Source organism: Leclercia barmai, assembly GCF_049312895.1.
GTDB classification, from domain to species: domain Bacteria; phylum Pseudomonadota; class Gammaproteobacteria; order Enterobacterales; family Enterobacteriaceae; genus Enterobacter; species Enterobacter barmai.
The window spans coordinates 736,087-763,037 of the sequence record NZ_JBMNWZ010000001.1 but is presented as its reverse complement, the minus strand read 5'-3'; the positions used below and the strand labels follow the sequence as shown (position 1 = coordinate 763,037).

Here is a 26,951-nt window from a genome sequence, read left to right as displayed (position 1 = left end):
GTTTTCTCAGGCAGTAAATAAAAAATCCACTTAAGAAGGTAGGTGTTACATGTCCGAACTTAATGAAAAGTTAGCCACAGCATGGGAAGGTTTTGCCAAAGGTGATTGGCAGAATGAAGTCAACGTTCGTGACTTCATCCAGAAGAACTACACCCCATATGAAGGTGACGAATCCTTCCTGGCCGGTGCTACCGACGCGACCACTGCCCTGTGGGACAGCGTTATGGAAGGCGTTAAGCAGGAAAACCGCACTCACGCGCCTGTTGATTTCGACACCTCCATCGCGTCCACCATCACTTCACACGACGCGGGCTATATCAACAAGTCCCTCGAGAAGATCGTTGGTCTGCAGACTGAAGCGCCACTGAAACGTGCGATTATTCCGTTCGGTGGTATCAAAATGGTTGAAGGTTCATGCAAAGCGTACGATCGCGAGCTGGACCCAATGCTGAAAAAAATCTTCACCGAATACCGCAAAACCCATAACCAGGGTGTATTCGATGTTTATACCAAAGACATTCTGAACTGCCGTAAATCTGGCGTTCTGACCGGTCTGCCAGATGCGTATGGCCGTGGCCGTATCATCGGTGACTACCGTCGCGTTGCGCTGTACGGTATCGACTTCCTGCTGAAAGACAAATACTCCCAGTTCCTGTCTCTGCAGTCCGATCTGGAAAATGGCGTAAACCTGGAAGCCACTATCCGTCTGCGTGAAGAGATCGCTGAACAGCACCGTGCGCTGGGTCAGATCAAAGAGATGGCAGCGAAATACGGTTGCGATATCTCTGGTCCTGCGACCAACGCTCAGGAAGCTATCCAGTGGACCTACTTCGGCTACCTGGCCGCCGTTAAGTCTCAGAACGGCGCAGCAATGTCCTTTGGTCGCGTATCCACCTTCCTGGATGCATACATCGAACGTGACCTGAAAGCAGGCAAAATCACTGAACAAGACGCTCAGGAAATGATTGACCACCTGGTCATGAAACTGCGTATGGTTCGCTTCCTGCGTACCCCTGAGTATGATGAACTGTTCTCTGGTGACCCAATCTGGGCAACTGAATCCATCGCCGGTATGGGCGTTGATGGCCGTACCCTGGTAACCAAAAACAGCTTCCGTTTCCTGAACACTCTGTACACCATGGGGCCGTCTCCGGAGCCGAACATCACCGTTCTGTGGTCTGAAAAACTGCCACTGAACTTCAAAAAATATGCCGCTAAAGTGTCCATCGACACCTCTTCTCTGCAGTACGAGAACGATGACCTGATGCGCCCTGACTTTAACAACGATGACTACGCTATCGCTTGCTGCGTAAGCCCAATGGTCGTTGGTAAACAAATGCAGTTCTTCGGTGCGCGTGCAAACCTGGCGAAAACCATGCTGTACGCAATCAACGGCGGCGTTGATGAAAAACTGAAAATGCAGGTGGGTCCTAAGTCTGAGCCAATCAAAGGCGACGTGCTGAACTATGACGAAGTCATGGATCGTATGGATCACTTCATGGACTGGCTGGCTAAACAGTACGTCACCGCGCTGAACGTCATCCACTACATGCACGACAAATACAGCTACGAAGCTTCTCTGATGGCGCTGCACGACCGTGACGTGGTTCGCACCATGGCATGTGGTATCGCAGGTCTGTCCGTGGCAGCTGACTCACTGTCCGCTATCAAATATGCGAAAGTTAAACCGATTCGTGACGAAGACGGTCTGGCTATTGACTTCGAAATCGAAGGCGAATATCCGCAGTTTGGTAACAACGACGCTCGCGTTGATGACATGGCGGTTGACCTGGTAGAACGTTTCATGAAGAAAATTCAGAAACTGAATACCTACCGTAACGCTATCCCGACTCAGTCTGTTCTGACCATCACCTCTAACGTTGTGTATGGTAAGAAAACCGGTAACACCCCAGACGGACGTCGTGCTGGCGCGCCATTCGGACCAGGTGCTAACCCAATGCACGGCCGTGACCAGAAAGGTGCTGTTGCCTCTCTGACCTCCGTTGCAAAACTGCCGTTTGCTTACGCTAAAGATGGTATCTCTTACACCTTCTCTATCGTGCCAAATGCGCTGGGTAAAGACGACGAAGTGCGTAAAACTAACCTCGCGGGTCTGATGGACGGTTACTTCCATCACGAAGCGTCCATCGAAGGTGGTCAGCACCTGAACGTGAACGTCATGAACCGTGAAATGCTGCTCGACGCGATGGAACACCCTGAGAAATATCCTCAGCTGACCATCCGTGTATCTGGCTACGCAGTGCGTTTCAACTCACTGACTAAAGAGCAGCAGAAAGACGTTATTACCCGTACTTTCACTCAGTCCATGTAAGTGGATTTGACTGAAATCGCGCGGTAAAAGGCGTACAATAAAGGCTCCACGCAAGTGGGGCCTTTTTAACACCTCCCGCTCCGCAGTCTCTTTTGCCCGCTATCTATAATGAATGGATAACAGCCAAAACAGACTCGACACAGCCGCCTGAGCTGTGCACATAAACAGGCCCTGGACGGGCCGAACCTGGAGATATCACCGCAATGTCAACTATTGGTCGCATTCACTCCTTTGAGTCCTGTGGCACCGTCGATGGCCCGGGCATCCGCTTTATTACCTTCTTCCAGGGCTGCCTGATGCGCTGCATGTATTGCCATAACCGTGATACATGGGATACCCACGGCGGCAAAGAAGTCACCGTTGAAGAATTAATGAAAGAGGTGGTGACCTATCGCCACTTCATGAACGCCTCCGGCGGCGGCGTGACCGCATCCGGCGGGGAAGCAATCCTGCAGGCCGAGTTTGTGCGTGACTGGTTCCGTGCCTGTCATAAAGAGAGCATTCATACCTGCCTGGATACCAACGGCTTTGTTCGCCGCTACGATCCGGTGATCGACGAACTGCTGGAAGTCACCGACCTGGTGATGCTCGATCTCAAGCAGATGAATGACGAGATCCACCAGAACCTGGTGGGTGTTTCCAACCACCGCACGTTAGAGTTCGCGAAATACATTGCCGCCAAAGGCATCAAAACCTGGATCCGTTATGTGGTGGTGCCGGGCTGGTCAGATGATGACGACTCTGCCCACCGCCTGGGTGAGTTCACACGTGATATGGGTAACGTCGAAAAAATTGAATTGCTGCCGTATCACGAGCTGGGCAAACATAAATGGGTGGCAATGGGCGAAGAGTACAAACTGGATGGCGTGAAGCCACCGAAAAAAGAGACCATGGAGCGCGTAAAAGGTATTCTGGAGCAGTACGGTCACAAGGTCATGTATTAACAAAACGCCCGGTTTTCACCGGGCGTTTTATTTATTAGTCGAAGACACCATTAATAATGGTTGTCACAATCGCAGTACTCAGCGCAATTAATACCAGATCTTTCCCCACTACCCGCCATTCATAGCCAGGGTAAGAAGGCAATTGACCCAGCATCGAGGCCGGAACGGTTTTTTTCGCAATACCCGGAGGCAGTGGTTTACCGCGTGCCAGGTTTTTCGCAATCCCCGGCGGAAGCGAATCATAGCCTGTTAAGCCATAGTTCAGCGCCAGATGACGAGCATGATCGTAACTAACGCGGGCATTCACATCATCACTGACGCTTTTATTTGATTTGCCCGGATTTTGGTTGCCATTATTCTGTTTATTACCATGGTTATCGGAATTCCCTTTACCTGAATTCCCGTTACCATGATTGCCGCTATTACCTTGCCCACCGCCATTGCCATGGCCATTTCCATTGCCTGGATTAGCCATAACAGGTGCAGTTGCAAATGATAAAGATAACACTACGGCCAGCGCGGTAGTGGTAAAACGACGAGTAGACATGATCGCTGCCTTTTTGTGGTAGAACGCATCTGAATTATCGCCTGGCGCGATAAACAAACAATGCGTAAAACTCTTAGATGTGACAAAGACAAAAAAGCCTGTCATCGACAGGCTTTTATTTATTCAGGCATGTGCCACTGGGGTAGGATGTTCGCCCGCTTTACGCAGCAACATTAAGAGGTAAATAAACGACACGCTGGCGATCATGATAAACAGCAGATTGTCGGAATAGTTCTGCATCAGCATGGCGGTAAAGGTTGGTCCCAGCAGGCTGCCGATAGTATAGCTCAGCAGCAGCGCCTGGTTCATGGCCACCAGCTGATGGTGCTCCACCTTTTCACAGGCCCAGGCCATTGCAACCGGATAGAGCGTGAAGCCAGCAGCGCCGAGAATAAACAGAGCCGGTGCCATCGCGGCGTTGCTGAGCATGGCAAGACAACCCATGATCACCACGAAGACCTGGACGCGCAGCACCAGCAGACGCCCGAAGCGATCGGCAAGACGCCCCACCGGCCACTGGCCGACAATCCCCGCGCTGACCATCACCGCCATCCAGAAACCAATCCCGGAATCACTCACCCCCTGATGATTCAGGTAGAGCGGCATCAGGCCATACAGTGAGCCCAGCACAATCCCGGAGATGATGCAGCCGTTAACGCCCAGACGCGCCTGACGCAATCTCAGCATTGGCCAGACGTGAGTCGCTTCCTGATGCTCGCTGCTCTGGTTCACAATGCGCGTAAAGAGCAGCGGCAGGATCGCCGCCAGCACCATGCCCGTTACCCACGGCAGTACGCTCATCAGGTCGGTCGGGAGTTTGCTGACCATCAGCTGGCCAAGCACGGTACCCACGTAATAGACCATCATATAGGCCGCCAGCAGGCGACCGCGGTTGCGGGAGGTGCCGCTGCACATCAGGGCGCTTTCCACCACCACCCAGATCATGGCGCAGCCGACGCCGGCGATAAAGCGCCAGACCATCCAGCTCCAGAAGCCAACCATCAGCCCCAGCCCCGCACATCCGACGGCAAAAATAAGCGATGCCAGATAGTAGCTGCGGTTAAAACCGAAGCGTTTGATCAGGCTTCCTGTCAGCAATGTTCCCAGCAGGTTGCCGGTAAAAAAGGACGAGCTGACCATACCCACCTGCCAGGTCGGTAAGTTTTCATGGGCGAGCCACAGCGGGACGAGCGTATTTAACACCGCAATCGCCAGGGTCAGCAAAAGCAGGCCACAGAGCAACAGGAGCACTGGCCGGGTATAGGTCGACATGGATTAAAAACCGTGAGGAAGTTCAGATTTCGTGCGCATCATGCCACTGGCAAAAACAAAGTCAATCCACCTGTTTAGGCCGCACGCACGATATGTTCCTTGTCGATTGAAAAAACTCATCCTGCTAATGCAATGCCTGCTATCAATATTAATTATGTATTTGTTTCTATTTATGTCTGACTAAAATTGAAACCAAACGACAGTTGAAAAATTTCATGATTGAAAATAAAAAAGCCGGGCACTAAGTCCCGGCTTTATATAACGAAAATCAAAATTAACTGGCGACAGCCATTCCAACCGTCATATGCAGGCCATAGAACACCCCGCGGCCAATCAGTTCACCCGCCAGCACCAGCACAAATGCCAGTGACAACAGCGGGATCGCAGGCTGATAGCCTTTGAGCTGCGGCACTACCCAACAGACCAGCGCCGCCGCCAGGAGCACCACGCGCCAGGCCATCAGCGAACCGTAATCCGGCACGAGGGCAGAAGCCTGCTGAATGGAGCTGCTAATTGTTGCCAGCTCTGCGCCCTGCATCAAAGCAACAACCGCGCTCACCACCAGCGCCAGCAGCGACACGGCGGGCAGTAAACGCATCGCCCAACCGTCTACACCCGCAACGCGCAGCAACAGGAAGCCCAGCAGCGGCCCGCCGATAAACATCGTCAGGAAGAAACTCATCGGCGTCCAGACGCTGTACCAGGTCGGCACGGTATCGATAGTGTTATAGACCCGAACCATCATCCAGACGAACACCACGCCCAGCACCATAGTGACAATCAGCCACAGGCTACGCAGACCGGCAGGCAGCTTTTTCAGCGCAGCCAGCAGCCAGCCCAGACCACCGACAGCAAAGAAGAGCGCCCCGCTGGCGATCTCATTGCTGAGGGAAGAGGCTCCCACGCGGTTCAGGGAGTTGAATGCGCGCATCGGTGAACCCAGGTGCAGCGTAGAGGCGATAAAACCGATCCCCATGAGCACCCACAGGCCAAACATGCTGAGCACCAGACGCTGCTGTTGTCCGGCATTCAGATTGCCTTTTAACAGCGCCAGCGCGAGCACAATAAACCCGCCCGCCACGCACTGTCCGAAGACGGTAAAAATCATCAACGGCCATTCATGCCATCCGCTTCCCATCTCACACCTCCTTTGGATTGGCCAGGTAGCCGGTGGTGTCACCCGTTGGTCGGCTGTTGGCATTGGGTTTAATGACGATACTCGGCTTCGTAAAGTGCGCCGACGGCAGCGGTGCGACGGCAGCCAGCTTGCCGTATTTCTGGCGCAATTCGGCAATCGGACCGAAATCCAGCGCGCGCAGCGGGCAGGATTCAACGCAAATCGGCTTATGGCCTTCGGCTACGCGATCGTGGCAACCGTCGCACTTGGTCATATGCCCTTTGGCGGCGTTGTACTGCGGCGCACCGTACGGGCAGGCCATATGGCAGTAGCGACAGCCGATGCAGACATCTTCATTCACCACCACAAAGCCGTCGTCGCGCTTGTGCATCGCGCCGCTCGGACACACTTTGGTGCAGGCGGGATCTTCGCAGTGATTACAGGCAATGGACAGATAGTAGGCGAAGACGTTCTGGTGCCAGACGCCGTTGTCCTCCTGCCAGTCGCCGCCCGCGTATTCGTAGATACGGCGGAAGCTGACATCCGGCGTCAGGTCCTTGTAGTCCTTGCAGGCCAGCTCGCAGGTTTTACACCCGGTGCAGCGGCTGGAATCAATAAAAAATCCATACTGAGTGGTCATCGGCTACTCCTTACGCCTTTTCAACCTGAACGAGGTTACTGTGAGACGGATTACCTTTCGCCAGCGGCGACGGGCGTTGTGTGGTGAGCACATTAATGCAGCCAGCCTGATCGACGCGGTTGGCGTCCGGGTTGTACCAGGCGCCCTCACCTAACGCGACCACACCCGGCAGGATACGGGGCGTCACTTTGGCTTCGATATGCACTTCGCCGCGTCCGTTAAAGATCCGCACCCGGTCGCCGTTGGCGATCCCGCGCGATTTTGCATCCAGCGGATTGATCCACATCTCCTGACGACAGGCCGCCTTCAGGACGTCAACGTTGCCGTAGGTGGAGTGGGTACGCGCCTTATAGTGGAATCCGGTCAGCTGTAGCGGGAACGCTTTGCTCTGCGGATCGTCGTAGTTTTCAAAGCCAGGGCTGTAAACCGGCAGCGGATCGATCACGTCGTCTTTCTCCAGCTCCCACGTTGCGGCGATCTGCGCCAACTGGGCGGAGTAGATCTCAATCTTGCCTGACGGCGTGGTCAGCGGATTGGCGACAGGATCGGCGCGGAAAGCTTTATAGGCCACGTGATGCCCTTCCGGGTCACGCTTTTTAAACATGCCCTGCTGGCGGAATTCATCAAACGACGGCAGCTCCGGAATAGCTTCGCGGGACTGCTCATACAGGTGGCGCATCCACCCTTCCTGGGTACGCCCTTCGGTGAACTGCTGCTCAACGCCCATGCGTTTCGCAAGTTCGGTCGTCATCTCATAGATGGTTTTGCAGCCGAAGCGCGGTTTGATCGCCTGGTCGGCAAAAATCACGTACGACATGTTGCCGCAGGAGGCGTCCAGGGCGAAGTCCATCTGTTCAGATGCGGTGCAGTCCGGCAGCAGAATATCGGCATACGTCGCCGAAGAGGTCATATGGCAATCCACCACCACAATCAGCTCGCACTTCTTATCATCCTGCAGGATCTCGTGGGTGCGGTTGATCTGCGAATGCTGGTTGATCAGGCAGTTACCGGCATAGTTCCAGACCATCTTGATTGGCACGTCGAGTTTATCTTTGCCACGTACCCCGTCGCGGGTGGCGGTCATCTCCGGGCCACGCTCAATGGCATCGGTCCACATAAACATCGAGATACTGGTCTGAACCGGGTTTTCCAGGGTAGGCATACGCACAAACGGCAGCGAATACGAGCCTTCACGCGCGCCGCTGTTGCCGCCGTGGATCCCCACGTTGCCGGTTAAAATTGCCAGCATGGCGATGGCGCGGGAGACAAGTTCGCCGTTGGCATGGCGCTGCGGGCCCCAGCCCTGAGAGATAAATGCAGGCCTCGCCCCAGCGATTTCACGCGCCAGTTTGACGATGCGCGCCTCGGGAATGCCGGTGATAGCCGCGGCCCAGGCAGGGGTTTTGGCAATACCGTCATTACCCTGGCCGAGAATGTAGGCTTTGTAGTGGCCGTTTGCCGGCGCCCCTTCCGGCAGCGTTTTTTCGTCGTAGCCGACGCAATATTTGTCGAGGAAAGGCTGATCGACGAGGTTCTCATCGATCATCACCCACGCCAGGGCGGAGATCAGCGCCGCATCGGTTCCCGGGCGGATCGGGATCCACTCATCTTCGCGCCCTGCCCCGGTATCGGTATAACGTGGGTCAATGACGATCATCCGGGCGTTCGATTTTTGCCGCGCCTGTTCAATGTAATAAGTTACTCCCCCGCCGCTCATACGTGTTTCGCCAGGGTTATTGCCGAACAGCACTACCAGCTGGCTGTTCTCAATGTCCGATGGGCTGTTGCCATCGGCCCAGCCGCCATAGGTGTAATTCAGGCCAGCGGCAATCTGCGCGGTGGAGTAGTCACCGTAATGATTGAGATAGCCCCCGCAGCAGTTCATCAGGCGGGCAATGAGGGTTTTACCCGGCGGCCAGGAGCGGGTCATGGTTCCACCCAGAGTGCCGGTGCCGTAGTTCAGATAGATGGATTCGTTACCGTAATCCTTAATCAGACGCTGCATCGTCCCGGCGATAGTGTCAAAGGCCTCTTCCCAGCTAATGGGTTCGAATTTGCCTTCGCCGCGTTTACCCACTCGCTTCATCGGCTGTTTCAGGCGATCCGGGTTATAGACGCGACGGCGCATCGAGCGGCCACGCAGGCAGGCGCGAACCTGATGTAACCCCTCGTAGTTATCATCCCCGGTATTGTCGGTTTCAACGTATTTAATCACATCGTCCACGACATGCATGCGCAGCGGACAGCGACTGCCGCAGTTTACCGTACAGGCGCTCCAGACCACTTTCTCATCGGATTTTACTGCAGTTGCGGCTTCAGCCGCCGATGCCAGACGTGAAAAAGGCAATGTGAATGCGCTACTGGCAACAGCCAGGCCGCCAATCGCCGTGGTTTTCATCAACCCACGTCGACTCACCTCGGCAGCCAGCAGAGCTTCAGGCGTTTTCATTTTCATAGACTCTCACTTTGATTGCTCACAAAGTTCAAAGGTGCGACAAAGTCGCTATATAGTTTTTTATATAAGGAAAGCATGCGTTAGCAGACGTTTTCGCTAACCAACTGTTTGGCAAGTATTACTACTTTAGAGGGAGGGGATATTGCCTGACATCAAAAGCGGGACATAAAAAAAGCGCCCTGAGGCGCTTTTTTACTTAAAAACATGTTAACCGATGTACTGCTGGCCTTTCATGTACGGACGTAGCACTTCAGGGATTTCAATACGACCGTCAGCCTGCTGATAGTTTTCCAGCACCGCCACCAGGGTACGACCCACTGCCAGGCCGGAACCGTTCAGGGTATGCACCAGGCGGGTTTTCTTGTCGGATTTGGTGCGGCAACGAGCCTGCATGCGGCGAGCCTGGAAATCACCTACGTTGGAACAAGAGGAAATTTCGCGGTAGGTGTTCTGCGCCGGAACCCACACTTCGAGGTCGAAGGTTTTGCAGGCGCCAAAGCCCATATCCCCGGTACACAGCGCCACACGACGGTACGGCAGACCCAGCAGCTCCAGCACTTTCTCTGCGTGACCGGTCATCTCTTCCAGCGCCGCCATGGACTCTTCCGGGCGAACGATCTGAACCATTTCAACTTTGTCGAACTGGTGCATACGGATCAGACCGCGGGTATCACGACCATAAGAGCCCGCTTCAGAACGGAAGCACGGAGAGTGTGCAGTCAGTTTGATCGGCAGGTCATCTTCGTCGATGATTTCGTCACGCACGAGGTTGGTCAGCGGCACTTCTGCCGTTGGGATCAGCGCGTAGTTGCTGCTGTCTGCTTCTTCGTCCAGTGGACGGGTATGGAACAGATCGCCGGCAAATTTCGGCAGCTGGCCCGTGCCGTACAGCGTATCGTGGTTAACCAGGTAGGGTACGTAGGTTTCGCTGTAGCCGTGCTGCTCGGTGTGCAGATCCAGCATGAACTGGGCCAGCGCACGATGCAGATGGGCAATCTGACCTTTCATCACCACGAAACGGGAGCCGGTCAGCTTAACCGCAGCGGCAAAGTCCAGGCCCGCGTGCATTTCGCCCAGCGTCACGTGATCGCGAACCTCGAAGTCGAACTCGCGAGGCGTGCCCCAGCGTTTCACTTCGACGTTGTCGTTTTCGTCTTTGCCGACAGGGACGCTGTCGTCAGGGGTATTTGGGATCGCCAGGGCGATATCACGAATTTCGGCCTGAAGAACGTCCAGCTCAGCTTTTGCCTGATCCAGTTCTTCACCCAGCTTGTTCACTTCCAGGCGTAATGGCTCGATGTCTTCCCCGCGCGCTTTCGCCTGGCCGATGGATTTCGATCGAGAGTTACGCTCTGCCTGCAAGTTTTCTGTTTGTACCTGCAGAACTTTACGACGCTCTTCAAGAGCGCGCAGCTTATCTACATCCAGTTTAAAGCCCCGGCGTGCCAGTTTTTCAGCGACTGCGTCTGGCTCGTTACGCAGCAGATTGGGATCGAGCATGCTTATCCTGTGCTTATCGAATTAAAAAATAGGAGGAAATGACCGCAGCCTGCGGTCATCAGATACATTGCCAACATTACCGCAACGATAGCCCTAACGATAGCGTTTTATAGGGCTATTTTGATCCTGTCCGGTAAGCCAGGCGAGCTTTTCGCCAATCTTGCCCTCAAGGCCTCTGTTTGTGGGGTGATAGTAGCGTGTTTGTGCCATTTCCTGCGGGAAGTACTCCTCCCCGGCGGCATAAGCGTTGGGCTCGTCGTGGGCATAGCGATACTCCTGACCGTAACCCATCTCTTTCATCAGTTTGGTCGGGGCGTTACGCAGATGTACAGGGACATCGTAATCAGGACGCTCGCGGGCATCGGACATCGCCGCTTTGAAGGCGGTATAGACGGCATTACTTTTCGGCGCACAGGCCAGATAGACAATCGCCTGCGCAATGGCACGCTCGCCTTCGGCAGGCCCGACGCGGGTGAAGCAGTCCCATGCGGAGAGTGCCACCTGCATGGCGCGCGGATCGGCGTTACCCACATCTTCCGAGGCAATCGCCAGGCAGCGACGGGCCACGTACAGCGGATCGCCCCCGGCGGTGATAATGCGCGCATACCAGTAGAGCGCGGCATCGGGGGCGCTGCCGCGTACCGACTTGTGTAGTGCCGAGATCAGGTCGTAAAAACGATCGCCTTTATTATCGAAACGCGCGCTGCGTTCGCCGGCAATTTCGGTCAGCAGCGCCGGGAGCAGAACCCGCTTACCGCTGTCGTCGGCCTCGGCCATATCGGCCATCATCTCGAGCGTATTCAGCGCCCGGCGTGCATCGCCGTTTACCAGCTCAGCAATGGCAAGACGGGTTTCGTCCGGCAGGACGATATCCTGGCCGCCGTAGCCCCGGGCCTTATCGGTCATTGCCTGGGTCAGCACCTGCTCGATGTCTTCGGTGGTTAATGACTTCAGCAGATAGACGCGGGCGCGGGACAGCAGCGCGGAGTTCAGCTCAAACGAGGGGTTTTCGGTGGTGGCGCCGATAAAGGTGATGGTGCCATCTTCGATGTGCGGCAGGAAAGCATCCTGCTGGCTCTTGTTGAAGCGGTGCACCTCGTCGACAAACAAAATGGTGCGGCGCCCGGCATTGCGGTTCTGTCGCGCCCGTTCGATGGCTTCGCGGATCTCTTTCACCCCGGAGGTGACGGCGGAAATACGCTCGACGTCCGCATCGGCATAGCGGGCAATGACCTCGGCCAGCGTGGTTTTACCTGTGCCTGGCGGCCCCCAGAGGATCATCGAATGCAGATGCCCGGCTTCAATAGCGCGCGGCAACGGCTTGCCCGCAGCCAGCAGATGCTGCTGGCCGATATACTGCGCTAAATTTTCTGGCCGCATACGGGCGGCCAGAGGTTGAAACGCATTATCTGAAAAATCGAGCGACAGGTTGCTCACGCACGCCTCTTACTTATTACGTTGATCGTCCACCGTGACGCCCTTCGGCGGGGTAAAGGTGAATTTAGATGCATCAACCGCCCCGTTCTGCTGGGATTTCAGCTGATAGCTGCTGCGCTGATCGTCCTGCTCAACCGCACCGAACTGATTGATGGTCCCGTTGCTGCTCACGTTAATGGTGAACTGCTTCAGATTACCGCTGCCACTTTTCGGGGTCAGCACAAAGTCATCGCCGTTCTGTTTGATGTTGTACTGCTGCCAGTCGCTGCTCTGGTTACGGGCGATCAGCATAAACGGCGTGTTGCTGGCGGCATCCTTAAGCCAGGTAGCGGTCGCCTGCTCAACAAACGGGTTGAAGAACCACAGGGTTTTCCCGTCGGAAACCAGGATGCTCTCATCCGGCTGGGTCATATGCCAGTTGAACAGATTCGGACGTTTAACCCACAAGTCACCCTGACCTTCCTGCACCGCGTTGCCGCTGCCATCGGTCACTTTCTGCGTGAAGCTGGCGTGGAAGCTGCTCACTTTATCGAGGCGGCTTTTCAGGTCGCTGGCGGCATCAGCCCAGACGCTGCTTGCCACAAAGCCAGTCAGTAATGCACAGGTGATTGCGATTTTTTTCATTGTTCATCCTTACAAAGCGTCTTCCCGAAATGGGGGTTTCTGTCACTATTCTGGACCTGCCCGCAGGCAGGCGACAGAAGAAAATGCTTAAATTTTGCTGCTTTACCCATCTTTGCAATCGGGGGCATTACTCGAACGGCGGCGGTGCCAGCACTTCACGGTTGCCGTTGTGGCCCTGCTCGCTCACGATGCCCTGGGCTTCCATCTGCTCGATGATGCGCGCTGCGCGGTTGTAGCCGATGCGGAACTGGCGCTGAACCCCGGAAATCGAGGCTTTACGTTTTTCAGTGACGAAGTTGACCGCCTGATCGAACAGCGGATCCAGCTCTTCACCGCCGTCAAAGCCGCCGCCACCGCCGCCTTCGCTTTCGCTGTCAGAGGTGATGCCTTCGATATATTGCGGACGACCGCGCGCCTTCCAGTCTTGCACCACGGCATGCACTTCCTGGTCGCGAACAAACGCGCCGTGGACACGCACCGGCGAGGTCGAGTTAGGCCCGGAATAGAGCATATCACCCATGCCGAGCAGCGACTCTGCGCCGCCCTGGTCGAGAATGGTACGGGAGTCGATTTTGCTCGACACGGTAAAGGCGATACGGGTCGGGATATTGGCTTTAATCAGGCCGGTGATGACATCCACCGACGGACGCTGGGTCGCCAGCACCAGGTGAATACCTGCCGCACGCGCTTTCTGCGCCAGGCGAGCGATCAGCTCTTCCACTTTCTTGCCGACGGTCATCATCAGGTCGGCAAATTCATCCACCAGCACCACGATGTACGGCAGTTTTTCAAGCACCGGATGCTCAGCATCCATGCTGTCGCCCGGTTTCCAGTACGGATCCGGAATTGGACGGCCCATCTTCGCCGCTTCTGCGATGATCTCGTTATATCCGGCGAGGTTACGCACGCCGAGCGCAGACATCAGCTTGTAGCGACGCTCCATCTCGTTGACGCTCCAGCGCAGGGCGTTGGCGGCGTCCTTCATGTCGGTCACCACTTCGGTCAGCAGATGCGGAATACCTTCGTAAACCGAGAGCTCCAGCATTTTCGGGTCGATCATGATGAAACGCACATCTTCCGGCTGCGCTTTATACAGAATGCTGAGGATCATGGCGTTCACCCCAACAGACTTACCGGAACCGGTCGTACCCGCCACCAGCAGGTGTGGCATTTTCGCCAGATCGGCCACCACAGGCTCGCCGGCAATGTCTTTACCCAGCACCACGCTCAGCGGCGACGGGTTATCGCGGAATTTGGCGTTATCCAGGACTTCGCGCAGGTAAACGGTCTGACGTTTTTTATTCGGCAGCTCCAGGCCAACATAAGGTTTGCCCGGAATGACCTCAACCACGCGCACGGCCACGGTGGAGAGCGAACGCGCCAGGTCACGAGAGAGGTTGGAAATACGCGCGGCTTTCACGCCCGGCGCCAGGTTCAGCTCGAAACGAGTGATCACCGGGCCAGGCGAATAGTTCACCACATCCGCTTTAATACGGAAATCAGCCAGACGCAGTTCTACCAGGCGCGCCATTTGATCGAGGGCGAAGGTATCGACCGGTTCAACTTCCGTTGGCGGCGGTGTCAGCAGGTCAAATGACGGCAGCGGCGTGGTCGGTCTTTGCAGCGGACGGCTGTCACCGTTACGCATCAGCAGCGGGTGGATCAGGCTCTGTTGAGACTGAGGCGCTGGCTGCTGCGGCTGCACAGGCTGTTGAGGCTGTGCATAATGCTGCGGCGGCTGCTGAACAGGCTGTTGAGGCTGTGCGTACTGCTGCGGCGGCTGCTGAACAGGCTGTTGAGGCTGTGCATACTGCTGCGGCGGCTGCTGAACAGGCTGTTGAGGCTGTGCATACGGCTGTGATTGCGGCGGCGTGAATGCCTGACGCGGCGGCTCGGCTTCCGGCATCACGCCCGGCGTGAACAGCGGTTCGCTCGGCGTATCATCCACCAAATCTTTCATTGGCGAGAATTCAAAGTCCGCCAGCGAGAACGGGTTAGCCCCCGTCGGCTGCTCCCCGGAATAACGCTGCTGCTGCGTGGCGGCGAACTGGCGAGCCAGCTCCGCCTCGGCGGCATCATCTTCGTCATTTTGAGTGTCAAAGTGCTGCGGCTCAGCCTGATAATCCTCACCACCATACCGCTGATGTTGCTGCTGAGCGAACTGGCGGGCCAGCTCCTCCTGCTGCATTTCATCGGCATCCTCTTCGTACTGTTCATCTTCGTAATGCTGACGTCCGGCCTCACGCGCTTTCTCTTCCGCTATCCGCTGGGAAGGCAGCTTGATGCCATACGAGGCCAGCTCACGGCGGGTAGGAACACGCACGCGGTTAGGGCGCGGCAGCTGAGGACCAATCCCCTCTTTCACCTGTGGACGCGGTGCGCCACCGGTTGCCAGGCTGAATAACGGTGCTGCAGCGCTGGCCGCAGCGGCGCCTGCGCTTGTCGCCTGCTGTACGCTGGCGGCAACAGGTGCGACGGTAGAGACTGGCTCCACAACTGGAACAGCTGGAGTTTCAGCAGCTTTAACCGGGGCTGGCTCTTGTGCCGCCTCAGGCACCGGTTGATACCAGGCCGCGAGCTGCTCACGCTCGCGGGCACGTTTCTCTTCCACCTCTTCGAAATAGTAAAGCGGCGGACGGGACGGTTTCACCTCTTCGACCGGCGGCTCTTCAATAATCGGTTGAGCGATAACCGGCTCAGGCTGATAAACAGGCTCAGGCTGATAAACAGGTTCAGGTTGATAGACCGGCTCGGACTGATACACCGGTTCCGGCTGATACACGGGCTGCTGCGGCTCGTACTGCGGCTGGGCATAGACCGGCTCTGGTTGATAAGGCGGCTGCCACTGATCCTGCGGCGCAGTGGCGGCATAAAGGTCTGGCTCAGGAGCATACGCCGGGGCGGCAGGCGCGCCTGGCTCAGCCTGCCAGTCAACCGCAGGCGGCTGTAACGGCATCTCTGGTACAGAAGGAGTCGGGGTCACCGGATCCACCGGCGCAGCAAAAGCCTGGGTTGCCGTGGTGGCGGCAGCGGCGGCGGCAAGCGGCTCAGCCACTGAGTGGCCGTTGAGCAGCGGATCGTACTCATCATAATCGGATGTCAGGGCACGATTACCGGAGAACAGCACATCATCCGGATCGGCGGCTACGCCACGGGCGCTGTAAGCCACCTCTTCCTCGTCGTCCATCCGTTTGCCGGAGAACAACGCCGCATCGGTTTTGCGGCCTAATGGATTGGCGAATTTCTCAGCCACACGCTTACGACGCGCCAGCGCCCCGCGCATAATGCGGGCGCGGCGAGACTCCCGACGCTCGGCGCTCGGCTCGGCATCTTCGTAGTCGTCTTCATACTCTTCGTCGTTGACCCAGGTGTCGTCACGACGGGTGCGGTTGCTGGCAAAGGTCAGGACGTTGAGGATCACACTGCCGATTTTCTCGGCGATGCTGACCCAGGACCAGCCGGTAAAGAGGGTCAGCCCCGCGCCCCAGACGCAGAGCAGCGCCAGCGTGCCACCGCTGCTGTGCAGCATCGGCTGCAGCGCGGTGCTCAGCAGGCTGCCAATCACGCCACCGGAGGCAAAATACCAGATGTCGTCGGCGTTAATCGCCGCCAGACCGCAGGAGGTGAGGATCAGCGCCAGCGCGCCTATCAGACGCAGCGAGACGGCAAAATAGTCGATGTAGTCATCGTTCTGGCGATGGCGCCAGGCGAACCAGCAGCCGCCAATAATAATGACGGGGAGGGTGTACGCCATCACGCCAAAGATAAAGAACAGCGTATCCGCCAGCCATGCGCCCGGTACGCCGCCTAAATTATGAATAGGCTCGTGCCATGCGGTCTGTGACCAACTGGGATCGGAGGGGTTGAAACTGAGTAAGGCTGCCATCAACCAGACGGCAAAAAGAGCAACAAGGATCAGTAACGCCTCAAGGAGTCGGCGTCCACTGCTGAGCTTGGTTAAATTGACTTCTTTGTCTTCGGTATATTCCTGGCTCAAAACAGGCTCTCCAGGTATCAGGCAATTCCTGCCTGAGTGCTAAACGGACAACAGTGCCGGGAGGCCCGACACTGTTGCTGTATGGATTACCAGGAGTGTAATCAAAGTACGCTGATATTGCACCTGTTCCGTGTTAGCGCGTCTTAATAACCAGACGATTGCTCTGTTTGACTTCTTCCATTACCACGTAGGTACGGGTGTCGTTCACACCAGGCAGTCGCAGCAGGGTTTCGCCAAGCAGCTTACGGTATGCGGACATATCAGGTACGCGGGTTTTCAACAGGTAGTCGAAATCACCGGAAACCAGATGACACTCTTGAATTTCTTCAAGTTTTTGTACGGCGGCATTGAATTGCTCAAACACATCCGGCGCACCACGATTCAGAGTAATCTCAACAAATACCAGAAGTGAGGCATCCAGATAATGCGGGTTCAGCAGTGCTGTATAGCCCTGAATAAAACCCTGTCTTTCCAGTCGGCGCACACGCTCAAGGCATGGCGTCGGGGAAAGTCCCACACGTTTTGAAAGCTCGACGTTGGAAATACGCCCATCCTTTTGCAATTCATTAAGAATGTTACGATCGATACGGTCGAGATCTTTGCCAGGGCGCTTCTTGCTATCTACCATTATTATTGTCTCTCTGTATTCCTTCCCTAACTCCTGCCAGGACCCTGTGCACTTCACTGTTCAGAGTCTTTCCCCGCGGTTAACCGCATCGCCTGTTTTTTAGTTTACGCGATGCTGATTGGGGTTATGTGGTATGAAGACCGTTGCCCAGAGGCGGCCATCAACATCACGTATGGCATCTGTCCACACCATGCGTAGATTTCGCTGACCCGGTAAAAATGGTGATTTTGTGCATGACTATGCGAAACACAAAGACCGTTTTTTTTCTTCCTTGAATGTTTTCGCAAAAGCGCAGGGGATTGTCAAAGCAAAACATCGATTTTTAGTACAACATGCCGGATATTCATTACGTCCGGCGATTAATCCTCATTTTATCGCCGCAGTTTCGACCGATTACCTACCATTATTGTTATAAAATCACCTTTCCCGCGCGGCGGTTGATTGGCGCTTTCTATTACACACATCGTTAACAAAATCGCTGCGCCCTTTTTTTACGGCAACAAATTCCCTACAATCCGGGAAAATGTCTGCCAACAACAATGGGGATCTCATGGGCACGGCCAAACACAGCAAACTTCTAATTCTTGGTTCTGGACCTGCGGGATACACCGCAGCGGTCTACGCTGCACGCGCTAACCTGCAACCGGTACTGATCACGGGCATGGAAAAAGGCGGTCAGCTGACCACCACGACCGAAGTAGAAAACTGGCCAGGCGATCCTGAAGGCCTGACCGGGCCGTTGCTGATGGAACGCATGCACGAGCATGCCGCCAAATTTGATACCGAAATCATTTTTGACCACATCAACAAGGTCGATCTGCAAAACCGTCCGTTCCGCCTGATCGGTGATAACGCGGAATATACCTGCGACGCGCTGATCGTCGCGACCGGTGCTTCTGCCCGCTATCTGGGCCTCCCGTCTGAAGAGGCGTTTAAAGGCCGTGGCGTTTCTGCCTGCGCAACCTGCGACGGTTTCTTCTATCGCAACCAGAAGGTCGCGGTCATCGGCGGCGGCAACACCGCGGTTGAAGAGGCACTGTATCTGGCGAATATCGCCTCTGAAGTGCACCTCATTCACCGCCGTGATACTTTCCGCGCGGAAAAGATCCTGATCAAGCGTCTGATGGACAAAGTGGCCAGCGGCAATATCGTGCTGCATACCCACCGCACCCTTGAAGAAGTGACCGGCGATCAGATGGGCGTTGCAGGTCTGCGCATCCGTGATACGCAGAACACCGACAACGTCGAAACGCTGGAAGTGGCGGGTCTGTTCGTGGCCATCGGCCACAGCCCGAACACGGCGATCTTCGACGGTCAGCTGGAACTGGAGAACGGCTACATCAAAGTGCAGTCCGGTATTCATGGCAATGCCACCCAGACCAGCATCCCGGGCGTGTTCGCCGCGGGCGACGTGATGGACCACATTTATCGTCAGGCAATCACCTCTGCGGGCACCGGTTGTATGGCCGCGCTGGATGCAGAACGATATCTCGACGGACTGGCCGATCAGAGTAAATAATTTTTACAAATCAGCAACAAACGTAAAAAAGGCGGCGATAAGTCGCCTTTATTGTCTCTGCGATGTAACATTGCCGTGCCCAATACCTAATAACATCACCTGCAAAGCACGCAATGGAAAAAACCCGTCAACAAGAGTTAACACGCTGGCTTAAACAGCAAAGCGTTCTTTCCCGCCGCTGGCTGAATATTTCCCGTCTTTTAGGGTTTATCAGCGGACTGTTGATTGTTGGCCAGGCATGGCTGCTGGCCCGCATTCTTAACCATATGATCATGGAAAATATCCCGCGGGAGGCTCTGTTACTGCCTTTCATTGTGCTGATCCTTGTTTTTATCCTGCGTGCCTGGGTGGTATGGCTGCGTGAGCGCGTGGGTTTTCACGCCGGACAGAATATCCGCTATGAAATTCGCCGCCAGGTGCTCGACAGGCTGCAGGAGGCCGGGCCCGCCTGGATCCAGGGCAAGCCTGCCGGAAGCTGGGCGACGCTCATCCTCGAGCAAATCGATGATATGCACGACTACTATGCCCGCTATCTGCCCCAGATGGCGCTGGCCGCTTTTGTTCCCCTGCTGATTGTGCTCGCCATTTTCCCTTATAACTGGGTCGCCGCGCTGATCCTGCTGGGTACCGCCCCCCTGATCCCGCTGTTTATGGCGATGGTCGGTATGGGGGCCGCCGACGCCAACCGCCGCAACTTCCTGGCGCTCGGCCGTCTCAGCGGCCATTTCCTTGATCGCCTGCGCGGTATGGAAACGCTGCGTATTTTTGGTCGTGGCGAAGCCGAAACCGAAAACATTCGCCACGCCTCCCAGGATTTCCGCCAGCGCACCATGGAAGTGTTACGCCTGGCGTTTCTCTCCTCAGGGGTGCTGGAGTTCTTTACCTCCCTGTCGATTGCGCTGGTTGCCGTCTATTTTGGTTTCTCCTACCTCGGCGCCCTCGATTTCGGTCATTACGGTACCGCTGTGACCCTCTCCGCAGGCTTCCTGGCACTGATTCTGGCGCCGGAGTTTTTCCAGCCATTGCGCGATCTGGGCACTTTTTATCACGCGAAGGCCCAGGCAGTGGGCGCGGCCGACAGTCTGAAAACCTTCCTTGAAACGCCGCTTGCCCATCCGCAGCGCGGCGACGTGACCCTGAGCACCAGCAAACCGGTCAGCGTGGAGGCCGAAGATTTCTGCGTCCTCTCGCCGGAGGGCAAAGTGCTGGCAGGGCCATTAAACTTCACCCTGGCGGCAGGCCAGCGGGTGGTGCTGGTGGGTACCAGCGGCTCGGGCAAAAGCTCGCTGCTGAATGCGTTATCCGGCTTTATGGCCTACAGCGGCACGTTGCGAATCAACCAGGTTGAGCTCTCTGCGCTCGATCCTGACGAGTGGCGCACCCACTTAAGCTGGGTGGGTCAGAACCCGCAGCTTCCGGCAGCCACGCTGCGGGAAAACGTGCTGCTGGCGCGCCCGGACGCCAGCGAAGAAGAGTTGCAGTCGGTGCTCGATCGGGCGTGGGTCAGCGAGTTTCTCCCCCTTCTTCCGAATGGCGTGGACACGGTGGTGGGCGATCAGTCGGCGGGGCTCTCCGTCGGCCAGGCACAGCGTATTGCCGTGGCCCGCGCCCTGCTCAACCCGTGCCAGCTTTTACTGCTGGATGAGCCCGCCGCCAGCCTGGATGCGCACAGTGAACAGCGCGTGATGCTGGCCCTTGATGCCGCATCGCAGCAGCAGACCACGCTGATGGTGACCCACCAGCTGGAGGGCATTGCTCAGTGGGATCAGATTTGGGTCATGGAAAACGGCCAGCTTGTTGAGCAGGGCGATTACGCTACGCTCTCAGCGGCACAGGGCCCGTTTGCGGCCCTGCTGGCAAACCGTCAGGAGGAGATCTGATGCGCGCTTTACTGCCTTATCTGGCGCTGTATATGCGCCACAAATGGATGCTGACGCTGGGCGTAGTGCTGGCGATTGTCACCCTGCTGGCCAGCATCGGCCTGTTAACGCTCTCCGGCTGGTTCCTCTCTGCCTCGGCGGTAGCCGGGTTTGCCGGACTGTACAGCTTCAACTATATGCTGCCTGCCGCCGGGGTGCGCGGCACGGCCATCACCCGTACCGCCGGGCGCTACTTTGAACGTCTGGTCAGCCATGACGCGACCTTCCGCGTCCTGCAACACCTGCGCGTAACCACCTTCAGCAAGTTGCTCCCCCTCTCCCCTGCCGGACTGGCGCGCTATCGCCAGGGCGAACTGCTTAACCGCGTTGTCGCGGACGTGGATACTCTCGATCACCTCTACCTGCGCGTGATCTCCCCGCTGGTGGGTGCGCTGGTGGTGATTGTGGTTGTCACCCTCGGGCTGTGCCTGCTGGATGTTCACATTGCGCTGGTGCTCGGCGGGATCATGCTCGCGACGCTCTTTGTATTACCGCCCCTGTTTTACCGCGCCGGGAAACCGACCGGCGAAAACCTGACCCGTCTGCGCGGCGAGTATCGCCAGCAGCTGACCGGCTGGCTGCAGGGTCAGGCGGAGCTGACGATCTTTGGCGCCAGCCGCCGCTATCGCGCGCAGATGGAAAATACCGAGCTGAACTGGCACGAAGCCCAGCGCAAGCAGTCCGAGTTAACGGCCCTGTCACAGGCGTTGATGCTGTTGATTGGCGGAGGCGCAGTAATGGCGATGCTGTGGATGGCATCTGGCGGCGTGGGCGATAACACCCAGCCGGGCCCGCTCATTGCGCTGTTTGTCTTCTGTGCGCTGGCGGCGTTCGAAGCTCTAGCTCCTGTGACCGGTGCGTTTCAGCACCTGGGACAGGTGGTAGCCTCGGCGCTGCGCATCACGCAAATCACCGGTCAGGAGCCTGAGGTCCAGTTCAGCGCCACCGCGACTGAGGTGCCTGAGCAACTGGCCCTGCGTCTTGCGGATGTGAGCTTTGCCTACGACGGTCAGGCCCAGCCCGCGCTGGACCACATTAATCTGACGATCCCCGCAGGCGCTCGCGTTGCGGTGCTGGGACGCACGGGCTGCGGTAAATCCACGTTGCTGCAGCTCCTGACCCGCGCCTGGGATCCGGCGCAGGGAGAGATCCTGTTCAACGACACGCCCCTGATGCAGATGAGCGAGCCAGCCCTGCGCAAAACGATAAGCGTGGTGCCGCAGCGGGTCCATCTTTTCAGCGCCACCCTGCGGGACAACCTGCTGTTAGCGGCTCCCGGCACCGCCGATGAAGTTTTGGGTGCGATGCTGGAAAAAGTGGGTCTGCACAAGCTGCTGGAAGACGAAGGGCTCAACAGCTGGCTCGGCGAAGGCGGCCGTCAGCTTTCCGGTGGCGAGCTGCGCCGTCTGGCGATTGCCCGCGCGCTGCTGCACAATGCGCCGCTGATGTTGCTGGATGAACCGACCGAGGGGCTGGATGCCACAACCGAGCGGCAAATCCTTGATTTACTGAAAGAAGAGATGCAAGGCAAAACGGTGCTGATGGTGACGCACCGCCTGCGCGGCCTGGCGGATTTCGATCAAATTATTGTGATGGACAACGGACACATTATTGAGCAAGGTAATCACGCTGAACTGTTGGCAAAACAGGGCCGCTACTACCAGTTTAAACAACGTCTGTAGTCTATATTTGAACCGATCCCCACTTTGCGTACTGGAGTTTTGTTGTCATGCGCCTGGTCCAGCTTTCTCGTCACTCTCTTGCGTTCCCTTCTCCGGAAGGGGCGCTGCGCGAACCCAATGGTTTGCTGGCCCTGGGCGGCGATCTGAGCCCGTCGCGTTTACTGATGGCGTACCAGCGCGGGATTTTTCCGTGGTTTTCTCCCGGCGATCCGATCTTATGGTGGTCGCCCGACCCCCGCGCCGTTATGTGGCCTGCGGAATTTCATATCAGCCGCAGCATGAAACGCTTTCACGCGCGCTCCCCTTATCGCGTCACCCTCAACCACGCATTTGGCCAGGTGATCCAGGGGTGCGCCAACGATCGCTTCGAAGGAACCTGGATCACACCCGAGGTGATCGCCGCCTATCATCGCCTGCATGAGCTGGGTTATGCCCATTCAATTGAGGTGTGGGATGATAAAAACGAGCTGGTGGGCGGAATGTACGGTGTGGCGCAGGGTACGCTGTTCTGCGGCGAATCGATGTTCAGCCGGGCGGTTAACGCCTCGAAAACCGCACTGCTGGTTTTCTGCGAGCGTTTTGCCCGCAGCGGCGGGAAATTAGTTGATTGCCAGGTGCTGAACGAACATACCGCCTCTCTGGGCGCGGTCGAGATCTCCCGCCATGAATATCTGGCACAGCTGGCAACCCTGCGCATGCAAAAATTACCGCAGAACTTCTGGGTACCAGCGACGTTATTTATGCCCCAAAGATAAATGTTTTCCGCATATTTTTCCTCAAGGTGCTATAATTCTGCCGCAGAGTAGGTTCTGCCTGTTGCCCCGCCGCCGTTTGGGAATAGTTCGCATCCGATAACGCCCTATCGTTTATCCTGCCACCTCCCCTTTACGTATGCGCTTTTCGTACGGTTCATCCGTGACGTCCGGGTAATACGCTGAAACTGCTTTGCTGCGTTTTAAACGCGCAAATCTTTACTTAATTGATGAATTTCGGCATTATCTTGCCGGTTCAAAACTTGGTAGTGATACCCCAGAGGATTAGATGGCCAAAGAAGACAATATTGAAATGCAGGGTACCGTTCTCGAAACGTTGCCTAACACCATGTTTCGCGTAGAACTGGAAAACGGTCACGTCGTTACCGCGCATATCTCCGGTAAAATGCGTAAGAACTATATCCGTATTCTGACGGGCGACAAAGTGACTGTTGAGCTGACCCCGTACGACCTGAGCAAAGGCCGCATTGTCTTCCGTAGTCGCTAAGAGTTTTTCGCCGCGAATGGCGTAGTGTAGTAAAAATAATCAAGGCCGGGATATCCCGGCCTTTTTGTTGGCTGTTACGCGACGTTAAAACCAGATTTCGGTCTGCACACCAAAATTCCATGTCCCGCCCGCAGTGAACCCTGCGCTACCAAAGTCGTCGTTAATAGCATACCGATCCAGCTCTTTATCCCAGTTCATATATGTGGCAAACAGGCGGATCTCCGGACGCGCTTTGATATCAAACACGTTGCCTACTTTGAACGTCGGGGCAAAGGTCAGCTTGTAAAAGTCCCCTTTCACCGCCTGATACTGGTGTACGTCCCCATCCGATCGATAGGTGCGCCCGTTGGGATCCAGATCCATATACTGCCAGGACGCCTCATACAGCAGGGCAAAATGCGGGGTTAGCGCCTGTGAGGCACGAAGGTTAAAGGTCGCCCAGTCATAACGGTCGCCGTCACGATAACGATCTTCGCTGTGCTGAGCGATGACTGACGGCGCGATTTCCCAGTTTTTCGCCACCGGCAGAATACCGTAAGAGGCGAAGCGCAGAGAGGTGGCATTATCCGTGAGATCGCCGTCGCTGCCCGGCTGGCGCGCTTCGGCTCCTAACCCGCCGCCAAACTGCAGCGCTGTTTCCGATAACCCCTTCGTCAGGCCATAAAACTGCTGTTTGTCGTGATAAGCCAGCATCACGTAATAACCGTTTTGCGCAGTGTTGTCGCTGCGCAGGGCATAGCTTCCGGTCGAGGAGGTGTTGTCCTTGAGATCGTCGTTGCCCTGGGCCGTCATCCCGGTGAGCATCAGCTGCCAGTTACCGTAGAAGTGGTTGGCGGTCAGCATCAGGTTCTGGATGTCGTTGTCTTCATAGTGCGAGCTACCAAGATCGCCGAAATTGCGGCCATACAGGGAGTAATCACCTTTCAGGTTATTGGTCCACTGCACGTCGTAGATCCCGGCCCCGGTGCCACCGAGGAACATGATGTCGCTGTCGGTAAAGTGAATATCAAAGTTATCGCGATCGAAACGCTTCCCGGCCCACAGATAAGCGTTTTTCGCCGGCCCTGAAAATTCGGCGAAGTTGCCCATCTCCACATACATCTGGCGCACGTTGATATGGTGGCTGTCGTTGTCCTGCACCCAGGGATCGGGGTTGGTAGCCCCATCGGCAATCATGGTTTTAAAGTGAGCCCAGGAGCCATCGTCAAAAGTCATGCGCTTGCCAAAACTAAGCTCGATGTAATTGTCTTCCTCATTACCCAAACGCCCGACGTGCGCGTCGCCATTAAGCGAGCTGGCCGGTGACACGCCAGGACCGCCGCGCGCGCCTTTGCCGTGGTTATTGATTAGCAGACCGGAACGGGCGTATGCATTAAATTCGAATCCATCGCTGAGCGCGTTTTGCTTCTGCTTCTGGCTGACGGTCTCCACTTTCTTTTCGGTAGCCTGAGTTTGCTGGCTTAGTGTGGCTAATTTTGCCTCCGCCTGTGAGGCACGCTGTTCAGCCTCGGCAGTTCGTTGTTCCGCTGCGTTCAGGCGCTGCTCCAGCAGAGCCAGGCGTTGTTCCACACTTTGCGCGTCGGCAAAGACATATGAGGGCGAAAAAAGGGCGCAGCAAACCGCTGCGCTAATCACAGAGATACGCATAGATGTCCTGTTATCAGAAAGAGGTCAGATTAAATAACGGCGGATTTTTTGAGTTCTGGTGCGCCTTCCGGGGCGTAGATGCCAGCATCAAGGTCAGCGCGGATCGCCGCGAAGCTGTCGTCAAGCCGGTAGAAGCGCCCGATCCAGATCATCGACGCCACGATGAGCCCGGCGGGGATCCACAGGTAGCAGGCCTGGATCGCCAGCAGGGCTGACGAGGTCTGCGCCGCGTTTGCCACATAGCCGCCCGAGGAGAGCAAGAAACCGGTGATCGCCCCTGCCCCCGCCATCGCCACTTTACCGAGGAAGCCGTTGATGGAGGTCAGAATGCCTGCGGTGTTAATCCCGGTTTTCCAGACGCCGTAATCCACCGGATCGGCCTGCATGGAGAAGTAGATCGCGGTGCGTTGCCCTGCGCCGAGCGACAGGACGATAGCCCCGATAACCAGCCCCCAGTAGTTGATGCCCGCCGCCATCATGATCCCCATCCCGACAAGGTTAACCGTACTGGCGACCAGATAGACATGGCGTTTTTTCATTAAGCCTGCGAGGAACGGCACCGTCAGCGTTCCGAGCAGCGGCACGAAGGAGGAGATCCCGGCCACCAGGGCGGTCAGTTCGCTGCTGCCCACGTAGTAGTGGAAGAAATAGACCAGCGCCCCCGTCTGGAAGAAGAATGCCCCCCACATCAGGAAGATATTCAGCGCGAACACCTTCCACGGGGTGTTGGATTTCAGGCCGGTCCAGGCACGTTTCAACGTCATGCGCTCTTGGGTAATACTGATTTTCTCCTCCACGTTGCGGAAGCTGATCAGCAGGAAGAAAGTGGCGATTACCCCGAATACCACGGCGGTATAGAGGAAACCCTGGGCCTGATTGCCCTGTCCTAACGCCCCGACCAGTGGCAGCGTGGCCACCGCCACAATAGTGGATCCCAGCGAGCCGAGCAGAATACGCACTGCGGATAAGGTGGTGCGCTCCTGGGAATCCGCCGTCAGGAACGGCAGCATCGCGCAGAAGGGAATGTTGACGATGGTGTAGAGGAACGAGAGGCACAGGTAGGTGATAAATGCATACACCAGCTTGCCGGTGGTGCCAAAATCAGGCACGTAAAATGCCAGAATACACATCAGCCCGAAGGGTACCGCACCAAACAGCAGCCACGGACGGCAACGCCCCCAGCGGGTGGTGGTGTTGTCGATCATAAGACCCATCAACACATCCGCCACCCCGTCCACCAGCCGTGTCACCAGGAACATGATCCCCACCCAGTAGGCCGGGAGGTTCATTACGTCGGTATAGAAAAACATCAGGTATAGCGAAATTAACTGCCAGACCAGGTTACAGGAGAGATCGGCAATCCCGTAACCTAACCGTTGCCGCCATAGGGTAAAGAAGGTTTTAGCCATTTTGTTCACTTTATTGTTGTGT

Annotated in this window: 19 protein-coding genes; 7 read left to right on the top strand and 12 right to left on the bottom strand. The window is 56.4% G+C overall.

Annotated features, from left to right (window positions below; all coding sequences use genetic code 11):
• Positions 1-49: 49 nt before the first annotated feature.
• Together pflB and pflA are read left to right on the top strand one after the other, a co-directional pair.
• Positions 50-2,332, top strand: coding sequence for a formate C-acetyltransferase (pflB, locus tag ACOYA6_RS03510; RefSeq protein WP_422654053.1), 2,283 nt, complete (start codon positions 50-52; stop codon positions 2,330-2,332).
• Positions 2,333-2,535: 203 nt separating this feature from the next.
• Positions 2,536-3,276 carry a pyruvate formate lyase 1-activating protein gene (gene pflA, locus ACOYA6_RS03505; RefSeq protein ID WP_039029492.1) on the top strand — a complete coding sequence of 247 codons (741 nt, stop codon included), beginning with the start codon at positions 2,536-2,538 and terminating at the stop codon, positions 3,274-3,276.
• A 34-nt stretch (positions 3,277-3,310) separates the two neighbouring features.
• Here the strand turns inward: pflA and ACOYA6_RS03500 are convergent, their stop codons facing one another.
• From ACOYA6_RS03500 to lrp, 10 genes are all read right to left on the bottom strand, one after another.
• Complete coding sequence (locus ACOYA6_RS03500) at positions 3,311-3,823, bottom strand: anti-virulence regulator CigR family protein (protein ID WP_039029493.1); 513 nt, start codon at positions 3,821-3,823, stop codon at positions 3,311-3,313.
• A 123-nt stretch (positions 3,824-3,946) separates the two neighbouring features.
• A complete protein-coding gene (locus tag ACOYA6_RS03495) occupies positions 3,947-5,095 on the bottom strand; it encodes an MFS transporter (RefSeq protein ID WP_039029494.1) in 1,149 nt (382 codons plus the stop codon).
• A 274-nt stretch (positions 5,096-5,369) separates the two neighbouring features.
• Positions 5,370-6,233 carry a dimethyl sulfoxide reductase anchor subunit family protein gene (locus ACOYA6_RS03490; protein WP_138369443.1) on the bottom strand — a complete coding sequence of 288 codons (864 nt, stop codon included), beginning with the start codon at positions 6,231-6,233 and terminating at the stop codon, positions 5,370-5,372.
• Position 6,234: 1 nt separating this feature from the next.
• A complete protein-coding gene (locus ACOYA6_RS03485) occupies positions 6,235-6,852 on the bottom strand; it encodes a DMSO/selenate family reductase complex B subunit (RefSeq protein ID WP_039029496.1) in 618 nt (205 codons plus the stop codon).
• 10 nt (positions 6,853-6,862) lie between these two features.
• Positions 6,863-9,307: a dimethylsulfoxide reductase subunit A gene (gene dmsA, locus ACOYA6_RS03480; protein ID WP_422654052.1), complete on the bottom strand. Its 2,445-nt coding sequence runs from the start codon at positions 9,305-9,307 to the stop codon at positions 6,863-6,865.
• A gap of 207 nt (positions 9,308-9,514) precedes the next feature.
• Positions 9,515-10,807, bottom strand: a complete 1,293-nt coding sequence (gene serS, locus ACOYA6_RS03475) for a serine--tRNA ligase (protein ID WP_138369445.1) — start codon at positions 10,805-10,807, stop codon at positions 9,515-9,517.
• Between the two features lie 93 nt (positions 10,808-10,900).
• The gene (gene rarA / locus ACOYA6_RS03470; protein WP_039029499.1) at positions 10,901-12,244 is read right to left on the bottom strand and encodes a replication-associated recombination protein RarA; all 1,344 of its coding nucleotides are present in this window, start codon (positions 12,242-12,244) and stop codon (positions 10,901-10,903) included.
• A gap of 9 nt (positions 12,245-12,253) precedes the next feature.
• On the bottom strand, positions 12,254-12,868 hold the full coding sequence (gene lolA / locus ACOYA6_RS03465; protein WP_039029500.1) for an outer membrane lipoprotein periplasmic chaperone LolA: 615 nt from the start codon (positions 12,866-12,868) through the stop codon (positions 12,254-12,256).
• Between the two features lie 127 nt (positions 12,869-12,995).
• Entirely contained in the window at positions 12,996-16,865 is a 3,870-nt protein-coding gene (ftsK, locus tag ACOYA6_RS03460) for a DNA translocase FtsK (protein WP_422654051.1), read from the bottom strand.
• 133 nt (positions 16,866-16,998) lie between these two features.
• Positions 16,999-17,493: a leucine-responsive transcriptional regulator Lrp gene (gene lrp, locus ACOYA6_RS03455; protein WP_000228469.1), complete on the bottom strand. Its 495-nt coding sequence runs from the start codon at positions 17,491-17,493 to the stop codon at positions 16,999-17,001.
• A gap of 550 nt (positions 17,494-18,043) precedes the next feature.
• Here lrp and trxB point away from each other — a divergent pair.
• The 5 genes from trxB to infA all read left to right on the top strand — a co-directional run bounded on the left by trxB (position 18,044) and on the right by infA (position 23,873).
• Positions 18,044-19,012, top strand: coding sequence for a thioredoxin-disulfide reductase (trxB, locus tag ACOYA6_RS03450; RefSeq protein ID WP_039029502.1), 969 nt, complete (start codon positions 18,044-18,046; stop codon positions 19,010-19,012).
• 113 nt (positions 19,013-19,125) lie between these two features.
• Complete coding sequence (cydD, locus tag ACOYA6_RS03445) at positions 19,126-20,892, top strand: heme ABC transporter permease/ATP-binding protein CydD (RefSeq protein WP_422654050.1); 1,767 nt, start codon at positions 19,126-19,128, stop codon at positions 20,890-20,892.
• Positions 20,892-22,613, top strand: a complete 1,722-nt coding sequence (gene cydC, locus ACOYA6_RS03440; RefSeq protein ID WP_422654049.1) for a heme ABC transporter ATP-binding protein/permease CydC — start codon at positions 20,892-20,894, stop codon at positions 22,611-22,613. The genes cydD and cydC overlap by 1 nt, the downstream gene beginning before the upstream one ends.
• Positions 22,614-22,660: 47 nt before the next feature.
• Positions 22,661-23,368 carry a leucyl/phenylalanyl-tRNA--protein transferase gene (gene aat / locus ACOYA6_RS03435; RefSeq protein WP_139564676.1) on the top strand — a complete coding sequence of 236 codons (708 nt, stop codon included), beginning with the start codon at positions 22,661-22,663 and terminating at the stop codon, positions 23,366-23,368.
• Between the two features lie 286 nt (positions 23,369-23,654).
• Complete coding sequence (gene infA / locus ACOYA6_RS03430) at positions 23,655-23,873, top strand: translation initiation factor IF-1 (protein ID WP_001040187.1); 219 nt, start codon at positions 23,655-23,657, stop codon at positions 23,871-23,873.
• 84 nt (positions 23,874-23,957) lie between these two features.
• Here infA and ACOYA6_RS03425 read toward each other — a convergent pair whose 3' ends face one another.
• Positions 23,958-25,520 carry a carbohydrate porin gene (locus tag ACOYA6_RS03425; RefSeq protein WP_139564675.1) on the bottom strand — a complete coding sequence of 521 codons (1,563 nt, stop codon included), beginning with the start codon at positions 25,518-25,520 and terminating at the stop codon, positions 23,958-23,960.
• A gap of 29 nt (positions 25,521-25,549) precedes the next feature.
• The gene (locus ACOYA6_RS03420; protein ID WP_422654048.1) at positions 25,550-26,929 is read right to left on the bottom strand and encodes a glycoside-pentoside-hexuronide (GPH):cation symporter; all 1,380 of its coding nucleotides are present in this window, start codon (positions 26,927-26,929) and stop codon (positions 25,550-25,552) included.
• Positions 26,930-26,951 lie beyond the last annotated feature (22 nt).

What these genes read in the sequence shown, in the direction of transcription:
- ACOYA6_RS03485 (WP_039029496.1), bottom strand. Translation starts at nt 6,852, where the DNA reads ATGACCACTCAGTATGGATTTTTTATTGATTCCAGCCGCTGCACCGGG.
- aat (WP_139564676.1), top strand. Translation starts at nt 22,661, where the DNA reads ATGCGCCTGGTCCAGCTTTCTCGTCACTCTCTTGCGTTCCCTTCTCCG.
- ACOYA6_RS03425 (WP_139564675.1), bottom strand. Translation starts at nt 25,520, where the DNA reads ATGCGTATCTCTGTGATTAGCGCAGCGGTTTGCTGCGCCCTTTTTTCG.
- ACOYA6_RS03420 (WP_422654048.1), bottom strand. Translation starts at nt 26,929, where the DNA reads ATGGCTAAAACCTTCTTTACCCTATGGCGGCAACGGTTAGGTTACGGG.
- ACOYA6_RS03495 (WP_039029494.1), bottom strand. Translation starts at nt 5,095, where the DNA reads ATGTCGACCTATACCCGGCCAGTGCTCCTGTTGCTCTGTGGCCTGCTT.
- serS (WP_138369445.1), bottom strand. Translation starts at nt 10,807, where the DNA reads ATGCTCGATCCCAATCTGCTGCGTAACGAGCCAGACGCAGTCGCTGAA.
- trxB (WP_039029502.1), top strand. Translation starts at nt 18,044, where the DNA reads ATGGGCACGGCCAAACACAGCAAACTTCTAATTCTTGGTTCTGGACCT.
- ACOYA6_RS03500 (WP_039029493.1), bottom strand. Translation starts at nt 3,823, where the DNA reads ATGTCTACTCGTCGTTTTACCACTACCGCGCTGGCCGTAGTGTTATCT.
- lolA (WP_039029500.1), bottom strand. Translation starts at nt 12,868, where the DNA reads ATGAAAAAAATCGCAATCACCTGTGCATTACTGACTGGCTTTGTGGCA.
- ACOYA6_RS03490 (WP_138369443.1), bottom strand. Translation starts at nt 6,233, where the DNA reads ATGGGAAGCGGATGGCATGAATGGCCGTTGATGATTTTTACCGTCTTC.
- infA (WP_001040187.1), top strand. Translation starts at nt 23,655, where the DNA reads ATGGCCAAAGAAGACAATATTGAAATGCAGGGTACCGTTCTCGAAACG.
- pflB (WP_422654053.1), top strand. Translation starts at nt 50, where the DNA reads ATGTCCGAACTTAATGAAAAGTTAGCCACAGCATGGGAAGGTTTTGCC.
- cydC (WP_422654049.1), top strand. Translation starts at nt 20,892, where the DNA reads ATGCGCGCTTTACTGCCTTATCTGGCGCTGTATATGCGCCACAAATGG.
- dmsA (WP_422654052.1), bottom strand. Translation starts at nt 9,307, where the DNA reads ATGAAAATGAAAACGCCTGAAGCTCTGCTGGCTGCCGAGGTGAGTCGA.
- lrp (WP_000228469.1), bottom strand. Translation starts at nt 17,493, where the DNA reads ATGGTAGATAGCAAGAAGCGCCCTGGCAAAGATCTCGACCGTATCGAT.
- pflA (WP_039029492.1), top strand. Translation starts at nt 2,536, where the DNA reads ATGTCAACTATTGGTCGCATTCACTCCTTTGAGTCCTGTGGCACCGTC.
- cydD (WP_422654050.1), top strand. Translation starts at nt 19,126, where the DNA reads ATGGAAAAAACCCGTCAACAAGAGTTAACACGCTGGCTTAAACAGCAA.